The organism is uncultured Phyllobacterium sp., from assembly GCF_902479695.1.
Classification (GTDB): Bacteria; Pseudomonadota; Alphaproteobacteria; order Rhizobiales; family Rhizobiaceae; genus Phyllobacterium; species Phyllobacterium calauticae.
Map to the genome: position 1 here is coordinate 12,084 of NZ_CABSQF010000038.1, position 13,410 is coordinate 25,493.

A 13,410-nucleotide genomic window follows, 5' to 3' on the forward strand; every position below is an offset into this window, starting at 1 on the left:
CCTTCGTTTCGGCTGTCCCTCCCGATATTCCATCTGAACTGTTACCAGCCTCATACCGGTGCAGCAACCCGGGATGTTGCAGCCCGGCCTTTGTTTTCATACGGCGGCGGTTCGGTGGTTGTCATCGCTGCATGGGCAGTCTAACAGTGGATAAAACAATCCGGGGTTGGTATTTATTGTAATGACAAGTGCCTCTTCTCTTTCCGTTGCAGGAAAGACCATTGCGGTAACAGGCGGGTCCTCAGGTCTGGGGCTCAGGATGGTTCATGTGCTTGCCGCGCATGGCGCGAATGTTGTCTCCATTTCGCGCACACCCGCGCCGGACAATGAGCACAGCCCAAATATTCTCAATATTATTGCCGATGTGACGGTTGCCGACGATATCGAGCGCGCGTTCGACGAGGCCGAGCAGAAGCTTGGAACGGTCACGGTGGTTTTCAACAATGCCGGTGTCGCCACGATGGAACGGGCGCTCACCACGACGCGCGAACAGCTGCGGCATATTTTTGAAGTGAATGTCGAGGGCGCGTTTTTCATCGCGCAGGAAGCGGCCAAACGGATGATTGCCGCCGGGGTCGGCGGATCGATCATCAATTCCTCCAGCATCCTTGCCGATGCGCCGGTCAAGGGGTCGGCGGGCTATGCCATGTCGAAGGCGGCGATCAGCCAGATGACCCGCTCCCTGGCGCTGGAATGGGCGTCGCATGCGATTCGGGTGAATGCCATTGCGCCAGGATGGTTTCCGACGCGCCTCAACGAATCCATCATGAGCGGCCCGGCGCACGGATTCCTCAAGGGCAAGAACCCGATGCGCCGCCTCGGCGAGCCTGAGGATATCGATGGCACCGTTCTGCTGCTCGCCTCCGATGCCAGCAGCTACATCACCGGCACCGTCATCACCATCGATGGCGGCCACAGCCTGCAGGGTTAAATTCGCTCCGCTTCGTTGTTGTTGGTGCGCACCGCAAGAACAAAGACCAGCAGCGCGAAGACGGCGGCATCGCGCCACAGGACCGGAAAATATCCGCCCCACAGGGATTCGATGACACCGACAGCCGCCGCGCCCAATGCCGCGTGGAGCGGTCTCGACAGGCCTCCGGCGGCGGTGATGAACAGGATCTTCAGACCGAAGATCATTCCGGTATTGAAGCTGACATTGCCGTAGTACAGCGCTGCGAGAAAGCCGGCGAGGGCGCAGACCGCACAGGCGGCAAGGATTGCCCGTGTCCGCACGCGGCGCGGATCAATCCCGCACATGGATGACGCAAACGGCTCGTCGCTCACCGCACGCCATATCCGCCCTGCGGATGTGCGTTGCATGATCACTTCACCGAAGGCGATGACGATCAGGGCCACGCCGATGTTGACGAGTTGAATCTGTGTCAGGCTGATATCGACGGCCGTGCCCAGCACATGCACCGGCTCGGCCAGCATGGGCGGAAGCCAGTAATCCCTGGTATCGGCGGCCAGGCGCGACAGTTCCATCAGGAAAATGCTGAGGCCGAGCGTCGCCACCAGAATCGTGTTCCTGTTCCCTGCCTCGAGCGGCGTGTAGATCAGTCTGGCGATGGCATAGCCGCCGAGCCCGACATACACCGCGGCAACGGCCAGCCCGAACCCGAGCGCCAGCGGCAAGGTCATCCACAGGACCGTCCAGCCGAACGCCGTGGCCAGGATGAATGTCTGGCCTGAAAAGGCAAACAGGGCGCCGAGCGACAAATCCGTTCGATGGGTCAGCCCGTGGATCAGGACATAGCCATAGGCCAGCAGCGCATAAAGCGCGGCGTTGTGGATGCCATTGATCAGCAATTGAAGGAAATAGGTCATCGGTCACCCGCAGATTCTCCTATATACTAACTTGCAAAATCGATTTTACCAGTTAGAATTTCGCCATGACCTTTGACTGGAATGCACATCGATTCAGTGGCGGCGTGCTGGCTCTTGACCTGGCCAATACGGTGGTTTTTCGTGACGCGCGCGACCGCGCGCTGGACCGGTTTTCAGACCGTTCGGAACTGCGGGGATTTGCCGAAGCGGCGGCGCAATTCCGGCAGGCGGAGTGGGGCGATGCCCGCTTCCACCCGCCGGTGCAGCCAGCGCAGATCAACCGGCTTATCGATGTGCGTGAAGCCATCAATAAGCTCTTTCGCACGGCCGTGCGGGGTGGAGGGCTCCCGCCTGCGAACATGGCGGCATTTCTGCAGCTTGGCTCGGCGCTGGTGTGCGATGAACCGGGCAGGCAGGATCTGGCGTTGCCGGGCGCAGGCAAAGGCGAACGCGACCTGTCGCTCGGCACCGCCGCTTTCCTGTCCGCCATGCGCCTTCTGGAGCCGGCGCGGCTGGAGCGGATCAAGATCTGCCCGAACTGCCATTGGCTTTATCTGGATGAAAGCCGCAACCGTAGCCGCCGCTGGTGTGACATGACCGTATGTGGAAACCGGGCCAAGGCGCAAAGACACTATCGCCGCAATCGCGAACCATCGGAATCCGGCCATGGATAGGAGCATGAATCACTGGCGCCGCCTTGTCCTGTTGCCCGTACTGGCGGGCGCATTGGCCTTGGGAGCCTGCCGCGATTCGGGCGAGGGGGATTACCTCGCCGTTGCCGGAAAGCTGTTTGTCTTCAACTACCGGATTGCCCAGGCAACCTATCATCTGACGCTGACAAAGGTCCGCAAGGTGCCGGATGATGCCATGCTCGAGACCACCTTTGAAAACCCGGCCGGAGGAGAGCCTTTCATTGTCCGGCAGAATGTCTGGCCCGCAGCCGAAAAGATTTCGGTCGACAGTCCGCCGGTCAAGTGCGTGAAGGCCGATCGTGGCTACAAGGTGACGATCCGCCTTAGGGATGCCGGAGGCAAGCTGCTGCAGACAATCGACCGGACGATGATATCGGACACGGATGAATCGGTGCTGCCCAACAGGCCGCTGGTCATCGGTCCGTTCTACGATCCCAACCCGGACAAGGACAAGCCCGACAGCGATGCTGTTGCCTGTCCGGCGTGATCCTTGGTGCCAGGGGGCATCCATACACGGGATGGCGGTTTCATGACGCCCACGCAGTCGCTTTAGGAATTGGTAATTGTGTTTCCCATTTGATAAATATCAGTTTGACATGGGGGGCAAATAAATATTCTAAATGCATGCCTCATACATAATCTGAGTATCGTTGGCGTTTGTTCGAAAGTATTCGTTAACGTATCCAATTATGGGTACAGTTATTCACGGACATTTTGATGAAAATTGAACGCAACGAGAGTATTTTTCTCGAAATTTTGTTCCTTCGCACGCTTTATGCGAACAAGAAGGCTGTCTGGTGGACCTCGGTCATCCAGATTCTTGCGACATTGGTTATTTATGTCAAAACCGATCATCCCATTTATGCGGCCTTTGCCCTCGCATTCTTCTTGATTGTCCTTGGGCGTACTGCAAACGCCAGCGCATTCGAACGAAAAGATCTTTCATCCGCCACCATGGCGGACCTGCGGACCTGGGAGTGGCGCTATCTCCTCGGGGCCATCAGCACGTGCATCCTTCTCGGCCTGCTTTGTCTGGTCAGTATCTATGTTCTCGCGGACCCCTCGGCTGCTATCACCAGTGTCGCAATCGTTGTCGCGTCGATGGTGGCGCTGGTGACGCGCAACTACGTTTCACCGACGGTCGTCATCGGCATGTCCATTGGCATTCTGGCGCCGCTGTTCCTGACATTCGTGCTTCTGGGCGGCATTTACAACTGGCTGCTGGCGCTGCTGATCCTTCCCTATTTCTGGAGCAATATCCGGATCGCATCCAAGCTGCGGCAATCGCTCTGGGATGCACTGCTGGGCAAACAGCAATTGAGCGTCGTTGTCAGCCACTTCGACGCCGCGCTGAACGGCATGCCGCAAGGGTTGCTGATGTTCGACCGCAACCAGACAATCACCGTCGCCAATATGAAGGCGGCGAAAATGATGGGCTTTGACGAGCCGGAGCAGGTTCACGGCCATTCCCTGCAGAGCCTGCTGCGGCTTGCCCGGGTCAAAGCCTATTTTCCCGAGGAGACGCAGGCTTCGTTGTCCGGCAAGATGCAGGACCTGCTCAGCGGGCGCAAGGAGCGCGACATGTTCATGTCTCCCGCCAAGCGCCATTATGAATTCACGGCAACGCCGGACCCGCAGCACGGCACGGTACTCATTTTCCAGGATGTGACCCGGCGGGCGGAAGCGGAGGCGCAGATCAGCCGCATGGCGCGCTATGACAGCCTGACGGGCCTGCCCAATCGCAGCCAGTTCGCCGAGATTGCCAGGACCTATACCGATGGCATCGAGCCGGGCACGCAGATCGCGCTGATGGTTGTCGATGTCGACGGTCTGAAGCGGACCAATGACACGTTCGGCCATCGCATTGGCGATGAATTGCTGCGCGCCTTTGCTGACCGGCTTGCCTCGATCGACGTGACGCATCCGGTCATTTCGCGCTTCGGCAGCGATGAATTCGTGCTGCTGTTTTCCGCCGGCACGCGCGATGACGTGCTGCAGAGTGTGGAGCGCATCATGGCGGCCATATCGGGGCAGTACACGATCTCCGGTCATGAAATCCTGACCGGCGCGCATGCCGGTGTGGTGATCGTCTGCGCGGCGGAGTTTGATCTTGCGGTCATGCACATGAATGCCGATCTGGCGCTCGATGTCGCCAAGAAGGACAGCCAGAAACAGTGGATGGTTTTCGTCGAGACGATGGACCATTCCTTCCGCAGCAAACAACGGCTCAAGTCGGATTTGCGCAAGGCCATTGCCGAGGGCACCCTGTCGGTCGCCTATCAGCCCATCATCAATGTCCGTACCCTGCGCATGGTCGGGTGCGAAGCGCTTTCGCGCTGGAACCACCCGGAATACGGGCAGATTTCCCCGGCGGAGTTCATTCCCATGGCGGAAGAGATGGGGCTGATCTCGGATTTGACCCAAAACGTTGTGGAGCAGGCGATCAAGGATTGCAGCCTTTGGGGGTCGCGGATTGCGGTCTCCATCAATCTGTCGTCGCACGACCTGCAGAACATGGACATGGCCGACATCATCCGCTCTGCCCTGCATCGCCACAATGTGGAGCCGGAACTGATTGAAGTCGAGGTGACGGAAGGGGCGATCATTACGGACCGCGAGGCGACGGGAGGCGTTCTCCAGAGCCTCAAGGCCATGGGGCTGCAGGTTGCCATCGACGACTTCGGCACCGGCTATTCCAGCCTGAGCTATCTGAAGGATCTGCCGGTCACCAAGGTGAAGATCGACCGCTCCTTCATCACCGATATCACAGAGGAAGGCCGTTCCCTGAAGCTTCTGCGCGGCATCGTCCAGATGACGCATGAGCTGGGCCTGTCCGTGACAATCGAGGGTCTTGAGACGCGGGAACAGTTTGCCTTGATCAACCGCTGGATCGGCGCCGAATATGTGCAGGGGTTTCTCTATGGCGCGGCCACCACGGCGGAGAATATCGCCAAGAACTTCGATATCGAGATGGTGCAGTTGCCGGTGAAGCCGCGAAACAGCGAGATCGCTGCGGCCAGCTGACCGGCGGCAGCGGCAACTGCCGCGCCATGTTCTGCGTGCTTGTGCTTGACCTGCTCCCGATCTTGTCGAAAACTCCCCCCGCTGACAAAGCCAGACTCAACAGGAAAGTATCGCTGTCATGATTGCACAAATTGCCATTGCGCCGCTCGTCGCGCTGATCGCCGGGATCATCATCCTGATCGCGCCGCGCCTGCTCAATTACGTGGTTGCGCTCTATCTCATCATCATCGGCGTGACCGGACTTTTCCCGCATCTGCTCAGCTGAGTGCAGCGGGAAGAAAGGCCCGGCCGGTAAAATCAGCGCAGTTGCCATTTTTATCGATTGAGAGGCTTTTCAGCGACCATCTGCGCATTGCGCTGCTGCAGGCTTTTCGCTATTGCCAATAGGACTAAGACTTTATGAGGTTTGAAGATGGCTGAACATCACGACACGGCGCCCGCAGAACTGGGTGCACCCATGGACTACAACGAGCATGAAAAGACGTATGATCTGTTCATTGCTCTTTCAAAATGGGGTGCGGTTGTCTGCATCGCTTTGGTAGCTGCGATGGCGTTCGGCTTTTTCGCTGGCGGGTTCTTCTCCGCAACTATTCTGTTTATTCTTATTTGCGTTGCTGCCTGGTTCGTTCTGTAAACACGCTCCATCAGCGTTGTTCATGAGCCGGGCGGATAATCCTGTTGACATCCGCTTGCATGAGCGGGCCCATCACCAGGATTGCCAATCGTCATAGCGGGGCAGGCGCGCTGGTCTTCGGGCCACTGCCTGTATAGTGGCAACATGCTTGGGGGTGAGGGCTTGGCTCAGACACTGTTCATACCGAAAGAGACCGACGTAAATGAACCGCGGGTTGGCGGTTCGGCGGAAACGGTCAAGAAACTGATCGGTCTTGGTTTTTCAGTCATTGTGGAAGGCGGCGCGGGTGTCCTGTCCCGCATTCCGGACCGCGAATTCGAAGCGGCGGGCGCGACCATCGGCAAAACCGCCGACATCCGCAATGCCGATGTCGTTCTGAAAGTCCGGCGTCCATCCACGGCTGAGCTCAAATCCTATAAAAAGGGCGCTGTTGTCATCGCCATGCTCGACCCTTACGGCAACGATGCTGCCGTCAAGGAACTGGCCGATGCGGGTGTCACCGCCTTCACCATGGAATTCATGCCGCGCATCACGCGGGCGCAGGTCATGGACGTGCTGTCGAGCCAGGCCAACCTTGCCGGCTATCAGGCGGTGGTCGATGCTGCCGGGGAATATGACCGGGCCCTGCCGATGATGATGACGGCGGCCGGTACCGTTCCTGCGGCCAAGATCTTCATCATGGGCGTCGGCGTTGCCGGTCTGCAGGCGATTGCCACGGCGCGCCGCATGGGCGCCGTCGTCACCGCGACGGACGTGCGCCCCGCCGTGAAGGAACAGGTCGCTTCGCTCGGTGCGAAATTCCTCGCCGTCGAGGACGACGAGTTCAAGGCGGCTGAAACCGCCGGCGGCTACGCCAAGGAAATGTCGAAGGAATATCAGGCAAAGCAGGCGGCGCTGGTTGCCGACCATATTGCCAAGCAGGATATCATCATCACCACAGCGCTCATTCCCGGACGGCCCGCACCGCGGCTCGTCACCCGGGAAATGTATGCGCGCATGCGTCCTGGCTCGGTCATCGTCGATCTCGCTGTCGAGCGCGGCGGCAATGTCGAAGGGGCTGTGGCGGGCAAGACCGTCGATGTCGACGGTGTGAAGATCGTCGGTCATCTCAATGTCGCCGGCCGTATCGCAGCGACCGCCTCGCAGCTCTACGCCAAGAACCTCTTGGCTTTCGTCGAGACGCTGGTCGACAAGGATGCCAAGGTTATCAAGATCAATTTTGATGACGAGCTGGTCAAGGCAACCGTGCTGACCCATGACGGCAAGGTGGTCCATCCGAACTTTGCCGCAGCGGCAACAATGGCTGCCGCACCTGCGGCGAAACCCGCAGCCAAAAAGGCTGCGGCCAAGGCAGCGCCAGCCGCACCGGCGGAGGCAAAGGCAGAGCCCAAGAAAGCTGCGGCCAAGGCAGCGCCGAAAAAAGCAGCCGCACCCAAGAAAACCGCGCCCAAAACGGCGGCCCCCAAAACGACTGAAGGAGAGGCGTGATGGCTGATACCGCACTCGAAAAAGCGCTTGATAGTCTCAATCAGGCGGCCGAAACGGTTCGCCAGGTGGCTGAAAACATGCCGGAAGCAGCCGGCGCTGCGGCCCATGCGGTGACCGGCGGTGCCGTCGATCCCTTCGTCTTCCGCCTCGCGATCTTCGTGCTGGCGATCTTTGTCGGCTATTACGTGGTCTGGTCGGTAACACCGGCCCTGCACACGCCGCTCATGGCCGTCACCAACGCCATCTCGTCGGTTATCGTCGTCGGTGCGCTGCTTGCGGTTGGCCTGTCGGCCAGCGGTTTTGCCACCGGCTTCGGCTTCATCGCCCTGGTGCTTGCCAGCGTCAATATCTTTGGCGGCTTCCTTGTGACCCATCGCATGCTCGCCATGTACAAGAAAAAAGAAAAGTGAGACCTGGGCAATGAGCGTAAATCTCGCAGCTTTTCTTTATCTTGTCTCCGGCGTCCTGTTCATTCTGGCGCTGCGCGGCCTGTCGCATCCCACCACAAGCCGTCAGGGTAATTTCTACGGCATGATCGGCATGGGCATATCGATCCTCACCACACTCACCCTTGCCGAGCCGAGCTTCAGAGGTCTTGGCCTCATCGTCATCGGTCTTGCCATCGGCGGCGGCGTCGGTGCCTATACGGCCAAGCGCATCGCCATGACGGCCATGCCGCAGCTGGTTGCCGCCTTCCACTCGCTGGTCGGTCTGGCCGCCGTCATGGTGGCTGCGGCCGCCATCTACTCGCCCAACTCCTTCGGGATCGGCGAAGTCGGCTCCATTCACGGGCAGGCGCTGGTGGAAATGTCGCTGGGTGTCGCCATCGGCGCGATCACCTTTACCGGCTCCATCATCGCCTTCCTCAAGCTCGACGGCCGCATGTCCGGCAAACCGATCATGCTGCCGGGCCGCCATGTGCTCAATGCGGGCCTGGCGATTGCAATCGTCGTGCTGGTCGTGGCGCTGGTGATGAGCGAAAGCCATTTCGTCTTCTGGCTGATCGTCCTGCTCTCGCTGGTTCTGGGTGTACTGATCATCGTGCCGATCGGCGGCGCCGACATGCCCGTCGTGGTGTCGATGCTCAACTCCTATTCGGGTTGGGCGGCGGCCGGTATCGGCTTCACTCTTGGCAACCTGGCGCTGATCATCACCGGCGCGCTGGTGGGCTCTTCCGGTGCCATTCTGTCCTATATCATGTGCAAGGGCATGAACCGCTCGTTCATCTCGGTCATTCTCGGCGGCTTCGGCGGCGAGACCGGTGGTGCTGCGGCCGGTGAAGTCGAACAGCGCCCGGTCAAGCAGGGCTCGGCCGACGATGCCGCCTTCATCATGAAGAACGCCTCCAAGGTCATCATCGTGCCGGGTTACGGCATGGCGGTGGCGCAGGCCCAGCACGCCCTGCGTGAAATGGCCGACAAGCTGAAGGCTGAGGGTGTGGAAGTCAAATATGCCATCCATCCGGTCGCGGGCCGTATGCCCGGTCATATGAACGTGCTTCTGGCCGAAGCCAATGTTCCCTATGACGAAGTATTCGAGCTGGAAGACATCAACTCCGAGTTTGCGCAGGCCGACGTGGCTTTCGTCATCGGTGCCAATGACGTCACCAACCCGGCGGCGAAGACCGACCCGAAATCACCGATCTTCGGCATGCCGATCCTCGATGTGGACAAGGCTGGCACGGTTCTGTTCATCAAGCGCGGCATGGGCTCCGGTTATGCCGGCGTCGAGAACGAACTGTTCTTCCGCGACAACACGATGATGCTGTTTGCCGACGCCAAGAAGATGGTCGAAAACATCGTCAAGGCGCTGGATCACTGATCCGGTTGCCTCCGACATATCAACTGAAAGCCCGCCGCATCGGCGGGCTTTTTCATTTCAAGGTCTGTTGGATTGTCCGCTGAATCTTTTGCTCAAATGCGGCCAGCCGGGCAGGGTCGAGTTTCTCGCAGTTGTAGAGCGACAGCATAGAGAAGCGCGCCTTGGGTGCGCAGGTGCCGATGATGGCCGTGCCCAGGATACGGCGCACCGGACGGAACATGATCAGCCGGTCGATCCACCAGGGCGATCCGAGCGTGGTGATGGCGATGCACGCGGTCATGGCGTTGAGACGGGGGATCATCCGGCCGAAGTCCGGCGCATGATCGTAGGCAGTGCCTGGCACGAAGACCCGGTCGATCCAGCCCTTCAGGATGGCAGGCAGTCCGAACCACCAGGTGGGAAAAATCAGGATGAGCACATCCGCATTCTGCAAGGCGTCGTCGTCGTCCGTGACGCCGGAGGCATCGTATTGCGTGGTGTAGTAGCTTTGCCTTTCCTCGGGCGAAAGCCTGGGATCAAAACCACGCCGATAAAGATCGAACAGCTGCAGTTCATGCGGTGACGCGGCAATCTGTTCCGCCACCAACGCGGTCAGGTGCCCGCACAGGCTGTCTTTCAGGGGGTGAGCGGAAACAACGACGAACCGCTTCATGGGATGGGATCAGGAGCGCGTGCGCGCCAGGCCATCAAGGGCAGGCTTGTACTTGGGATCGAGCTGTGCCGCCTTGGCGTAGGATTTCGCCGCGCGGGCCTTGTCGCCGCGATGCTCATAGATCAGCGCCTGATTGGCCCAACCCTCGGCAATCGTGCCGTCCAGCTTGATCGCATTGTTGAAATCGTCAAAGGCGTTGTCGTCATCGCCCATGGCCACATAGGAAATGCCGCGGCCGTTATAGGGCTCGGCGGCATCGGGCTGCAGCGAGATCGCCGTGGAGAAATCTTCGATCGCCTGCTTGTGCTGGCCGCGCGCCTGATAGATCAGGCCGCGATTGTGATAGGCGCGGGGATCGGTGGTGTTGAGCTGGATGGCCTGCTGGAAATCGCTGAAGGCGCGGTCGAGCTGCCCCGACAGGCGGTAGAGATTGCCACGGCCGATATAGGCGGCGTCATATTGCGGATTGATCTGGATGGACTTGCTGTAGTCCGCTGCCGCCTGGGCCGTGTTGCCCATGTTGCGGTAGACCAGCGCGCGGTTCGCATAGGCCTGGTAGAAATTCGGGTTCAACTGCAACGCCGTGTTGAAATCCTTGATCGCATCGCTGTTGCGGCCGGCCCGGCCAAAAGCGGAGCCGCGCACATTGTAGGCTTCGGGATCACGGGGATTGCTGCGGATGACGCTGTCGAGCGAACTGATGTTCTCGGAAGACCCTTGCGCCTTGTCGATCCCGGTCATGTCACTGGTCGAGGTCTGGCACCCGGCAACCGCCAGGGTGAGAACCGAAGCGATCACCAGTCCGGTGGTGCGCAACGCCTTGAATACCGATTGCGGGTCGCGATACGAAACCATTTCAAGTGAATGTGTCATACTCTTGGTATCCCGTTCAATCGAAAACGCAAAAAGGGCGGTGTGACGCAAGCCACTCCACCCCGTTATTGTGTCAAGGCGTTAATAAATGCTGATCAACGAGCCGCAGAAGCGCGGACCGGTGCCTTGCGTGCTGGCATTGGCAGAAGACCTTCGCGCTGTGCCTGCTTGCGGGCAAGCTTGCGGGCGCGGCTGATGGCTTCTGCCTTCTGGCGGGCGCGCTTGATCGAGGGCTTCTCGTAATGATCATGCATCTTCATTTCGCGGAACATGCCTTCGCGCTGCATCTTCTTCTTGAGAACGCGGAGAGCCTGATCAACATTGTTTTCGCGTACGAGTACCTGCACGTTTTATCCTGTATCTCTTAGAATTTCGTTGAGCTTGAATCCGAACCCATATCCTTGGTCAGTGGGTCAGCAATCCAAACTTCGCGACGGTCATCCATCGCAAACTGACGAGGCCATTATCAGAATGGCAATGGAATGTCCATGGTGAAGCTGTTTAAAATGGCGGATATTCTTCCCCGCCGCCGGTTCACGCGCCCGTGCAATTTTAGAATAACCGGCACGGAACGCCAATCTCCGTCGCAAAATGGCAAAAGACCTTTGAGCGGATGCGTTACTGATGCATAAAAGTGCGATCCTGCGCTTGAAAATCGATGTCGATTTCAGGACAGGATACTGCTCTCGCAAATCGTGGAACAAAACGCTCTGCCAAGGTCACCGGTATGGCCGAAAGCTCTGCAAAGGATTGAATGATGCGGAAATATTCAGTGTTTGCTTTGGCCCGCGAGGCATTGCGTGCCCACAAGGGGTGGGAGCAGCAATGGACGTCGCCCGAACCCAAGTCGGAATATGACGTCATCATTGTTGGCGCTGGCGGACATGGTCTTGCCACCGCCTACTACCTGGCGAAGGAACATGGCATCACCAATGTCGCAGTTCTGGAAAAGGGCTGGCTGGGCGGCGGCAACACCGGCCGCAACACCACGATCATCCGGTCCAACTATCTCTATGACGAATCGGCCGGCATTTACGAACATGCGGTGAAATTGTGGGAGGGCCTGAGCCAGGACCTCAACTACAACGTCATGTATTCGGCGCGCGGCGTGATGATGCTGGCGCACAATATCCACGACGTCCAGGTGTTCAAGCGCCATATCCACGCCAACCGGCTGAACGGCATCGACAATGAATGGCTGACGCCGGAACAGGTCAAGGAATTCTGCCCGCCGATCAACCTCTCCGCCGATGCGCGCTATCCCATCATCGGCGCGGCCCTGCAGCGGCGCGGCGGCACCGCCCGCCATGATGCAGTCGCCTGGGGCTATGCCCGCGCGGCTGCCGATCGCGGCGTGCATATCATCCAGAACTGCGAAGTGACCGGCATTCGCCGCGCGCCCAATGGCGCGGTTGTCGGTGTCGATACCAATCGTGGCCCGATCAATGCCAAGAAGGTCGGTGTGGTGGCCGCCGGTCATACCTCGGTGATCATGAACATGGCCGGCGTGCGCATGCCGCTGGAAAGCTATCCGCTGCAGGCGCTGGTATCCGAGCCGGTCAAGCCGCTGATCCCCTGCGTGATCATGTCGAACACCGTGCACGCCTATATCTCGCAGTCCGACAAGGGCGAAATGGTCATCGGCGCGGGGACGGACCAGTATACGTCCTATTCCCAGACCGGCGGCCTGCACATCATCAATCACACGTTGGATGCGATCTGCGAAATGTTCCCGGTGCTGACACGGCTGAAAATGCTGCGGTCCTGGGGCGGCATCGTCGACGTGACGCCGGACCGTTCGCCGATTCTCGCCAAGACACCTGTCCCCGGCCTCTACGTGAATTGCGGCTGGGGTACCGGCGGGTTCAAGGCAACGCCCGGCTCCGGCAATGTGTTCGCCCACACGATCGCCCGGGACGAGCCGCACCGGATCAATGCGCCGTTCACGCTCGAGCGCTTCACCACCGGGCGCCTGATCGACGAAGCCGCTGCCGCCGCCGTGGCGCACTGACAGATTCAAGAAACGAGACGACGACAATGCTTCTCATCAAATGCCCCTATTGCGAAGAAGAGCGCCCGGAACTGGAATTCCGCAACGCGGGTGAAGCGCATCTCGTGCGCTCCCCGGCCATATCGGAACAATCGGACGAAGACTTTGCCGCCTTCCTGTATTTCCGCCAGAACCCCAAGGGGCTGCAGTTCGAGCGCTGGCGGCATATCCATGGCTGCGGACGTTTCTTCAATGCCGTGCGCGATTCCGTCTCCGACAAGTTCCTGACCGTCTACAAGGCGGGCGAGCCGCGCCCGGATGTCGAAACGCTTCTCAATCCGGAAACCGTTTCCGATGCTGAACCTGCAAAGAAACGCGCCCCCCGCGCCAAGAAAGGGGAGCTGTAAGC

General features: G+C 59.4%; 15 protein-coding genes. 11 read left to right on the plus strand and 4 right to left on the minus strand.

The genetic code is table 11. The features are described from left to right. Window positions 1-181 precede the first annotated feature (181 nt). On the plus strand, window positions 182-931 hold the full coding sequence (locus tag RDL77_RS19250) for an SDR family NAD(P)-dependent oxidoreductase (RefSeq protein ID WP_223615942.1): 750 nt from the start codon (window positions 182-184) through the stop codon (window positions 929-931). Here the strand turns inward: RDL77_RS19250 and RDL77_RS19255 are convergent. Then, a complete protein-coding gene (locus RDL77_RS19255) occupies window positions 928-1,827 on the minus strand; it encodes a branched-chain amino acid ABC transporter permease (RefSeq protein WP_288194328.1) in 900 nt (299 codons plus the stop codon). The two genes, RDL77_RS19250 and RDL77_RS19255, sit on opposite strands and share 4 nt — an antisense overlap. Before the next feature lie 65 nt (window positions 1,828-1,892). Between RDL77_RS19255 and RDL77_RS19260 the strand changes: the two genes are divergently transcribed. From RDL77_RS19260 to RDL77_RS19295, 8 genes are all read left to right on the plus strand, one after another. Next, window positions 1,893-2,501 carry a CGNR zinc finger domain-containing protein gene (locus RDL77_RS19260; protein WP_288194329.1) on the plus strand — a complete coding sequence of 203 codons (609 nt, stop codon included), beginning with the start codon at window positions 1,893-1,895 and terminating at the stop codon, window positions 2,499-2,501. A gap of 4 nt (window positions 2,502-2,505) precedes the next feature. Beyond that, a complete protein-coding gene (locus RDL77_RS19265) occupies window positions 2,506-3,006 on the plus strand; it encodes a hypothetical protein (RefSeq protein WP_288194330.1) in 501 nt (166 codons plus the stop codon). Between the two features lie 230 nt (window positions 3,007-3,236). Further along, window positions 3,237-5,543: a bifunctional diguanylate cyclase/phosphodiesterase gene (locus tag RDL77_RS19270; protein WP_288194331.1), complete on the plus strand. Its 2,307-nt coding sequence runs from the start codon at window positions 3,237-3,239 to the stop codon at window positions 5,541-5,543. 118 nt (window positions 5,544-5,661) lie between these two features. Continuing rightward, entirely contained in the window at window positions 5,662-5,808 is a 147-nt protein-coding gene (locus tag RDL77_RS19275) for a DUF3096 domain-containing protein (protein WP_091878304.1), read from the plus strand. Between the two features lie 147 nt (window positions 5,809-5,955). Then, window positions 5,956-6,177, plus strand: a complete 222-nt coding sequence (locus RDL77_RS19280) for an aa3-type cytochrome c oxidase subunit IV (RefSeq protein ID WP_223615947.1) — start codon at window positions 5,956-5,958, stop codon at window positions 6,175-6,177. A 162-nt stretch (window positions 6,178-6,339) separates the two neighbouring features. After that, complete coding sequence (locus RDL77_RS19285; RefSeq protein ID WP_288194337.1) at window positions 6,340-7,665, plus strand: Re/Si-specific NAD(P)(+) transhydrogenase subunit alpha; 1,326 nt, start codon at window positions 6,340-6,342, stop codon at window positions 7,663-7,665. After that, the gene (locus RDL77_RS19290) at window positions 7,665-8,075 is read left to right on the plus strand and encodes an NAD(P) transhydrogenase subunit alpha (RefSeq protein ID WP_223615949.1); all 411 of its coding nucleotides are present in this window, start codon (window positions 7,665-7,667) and stop codon (window positions 8,073-8,075) included. Before RDL77_RS19285 ends, RDL77_RS19290 begins: the two co-directional genes overlap by 1 nt. Window positions 8,076-8,085: 10 nt before the next feature. Further along, window positions 8,086-9,486 carry an NAD(P)(+) transhydrogenase (Re/Si-specific) subunit beta gene (locus tag RDL77_RS19295; protein WP_223615950.1) on the plus strand — a complete coding sequence of 467 codons (1,401 nt, stop codon included), beginning with the start codon at window positions 8,086-8,088 and terminating at the stop codon, window positions 9,484-9,486. 52 nt (window positions 9,487-9,538) lie between these two features. On the opposite strand, the gene RDL77_RS19300 is transcribed toward RDL77_RS19295, so the two are convergent. The 3 genes from RDL77_RS19300 to rpsU all read right to left on the minus strand — a co-directional run bounded on the left by RDL77_RS19300 (window position 9,539) and on the right by rpsU (window position 11,358). Further along, entirely contained in the window at window positions 9,539-10,138 is a 600-nt protein-coding gene (locus tag RDL77_RS19300; protein WP_288194338.1) for an NAD(P)H-dependent oxidoreductase, read from the minus strand. 9 nt (window positions 10,139-10,147) lie between these two features. Beyond that, window positions 10,148-10,993, minus strand: coding sequence for a tetratricopeptide repeat protein (locus RDL77_RS19305; RefSeq protein WP_288194351.1), 846 nt, complete (start codon window positions 10,991-10,993; stop codon window positions 10,148-10,150). Window positions 10,994-11,106: 113 nt separating this feature from the next. Beyond that, window positions 11,107-11,358, minus strand: coding sequence for a 30S ribosomal protein S21 (gene rpsU / locus RDL77_RS19310; RefSeq protein WP_099997993.1), 252 nt, complete (start codon window positions 11,356-11,358; stop codon window positions 11,107-11,109). Between the two features lie 410 nt (window positions 11,359-11,768). Between rpsU and RDL77_RS19315 the strand changes: the two genes are divergently transcribed. Both RDL77_RS19315 and RDL77_RS19320 read left to right on the plus strand, forming a co-directional pair. Continuing rightward, window positions 11,769-13,022 (plus strand): sarcosine oxidase subunit beta, encoded by a 1,254-nt coding sequence (locus RDL77_RS19315; protein WP_288194339.1) that lies wholly within the window; start codon window positions 11,769-11,771, stop codon window positions 13,020-13,022. Between the two features lie 26 nt (window positions 13,023-13,048). Then, a complete protein-coding gene (locus RDL77_RS19320; RefSeq protein WP_223615953.1) occupies window positions 13,049-13,408 on the plus strand; it encodes a sarcosine oxidase subunit delta in 360 nt (119 codons plus the stop codon). The last annotated feature ends 2 nt before the right edge of the window (window positions 13,409-13,410 follow it).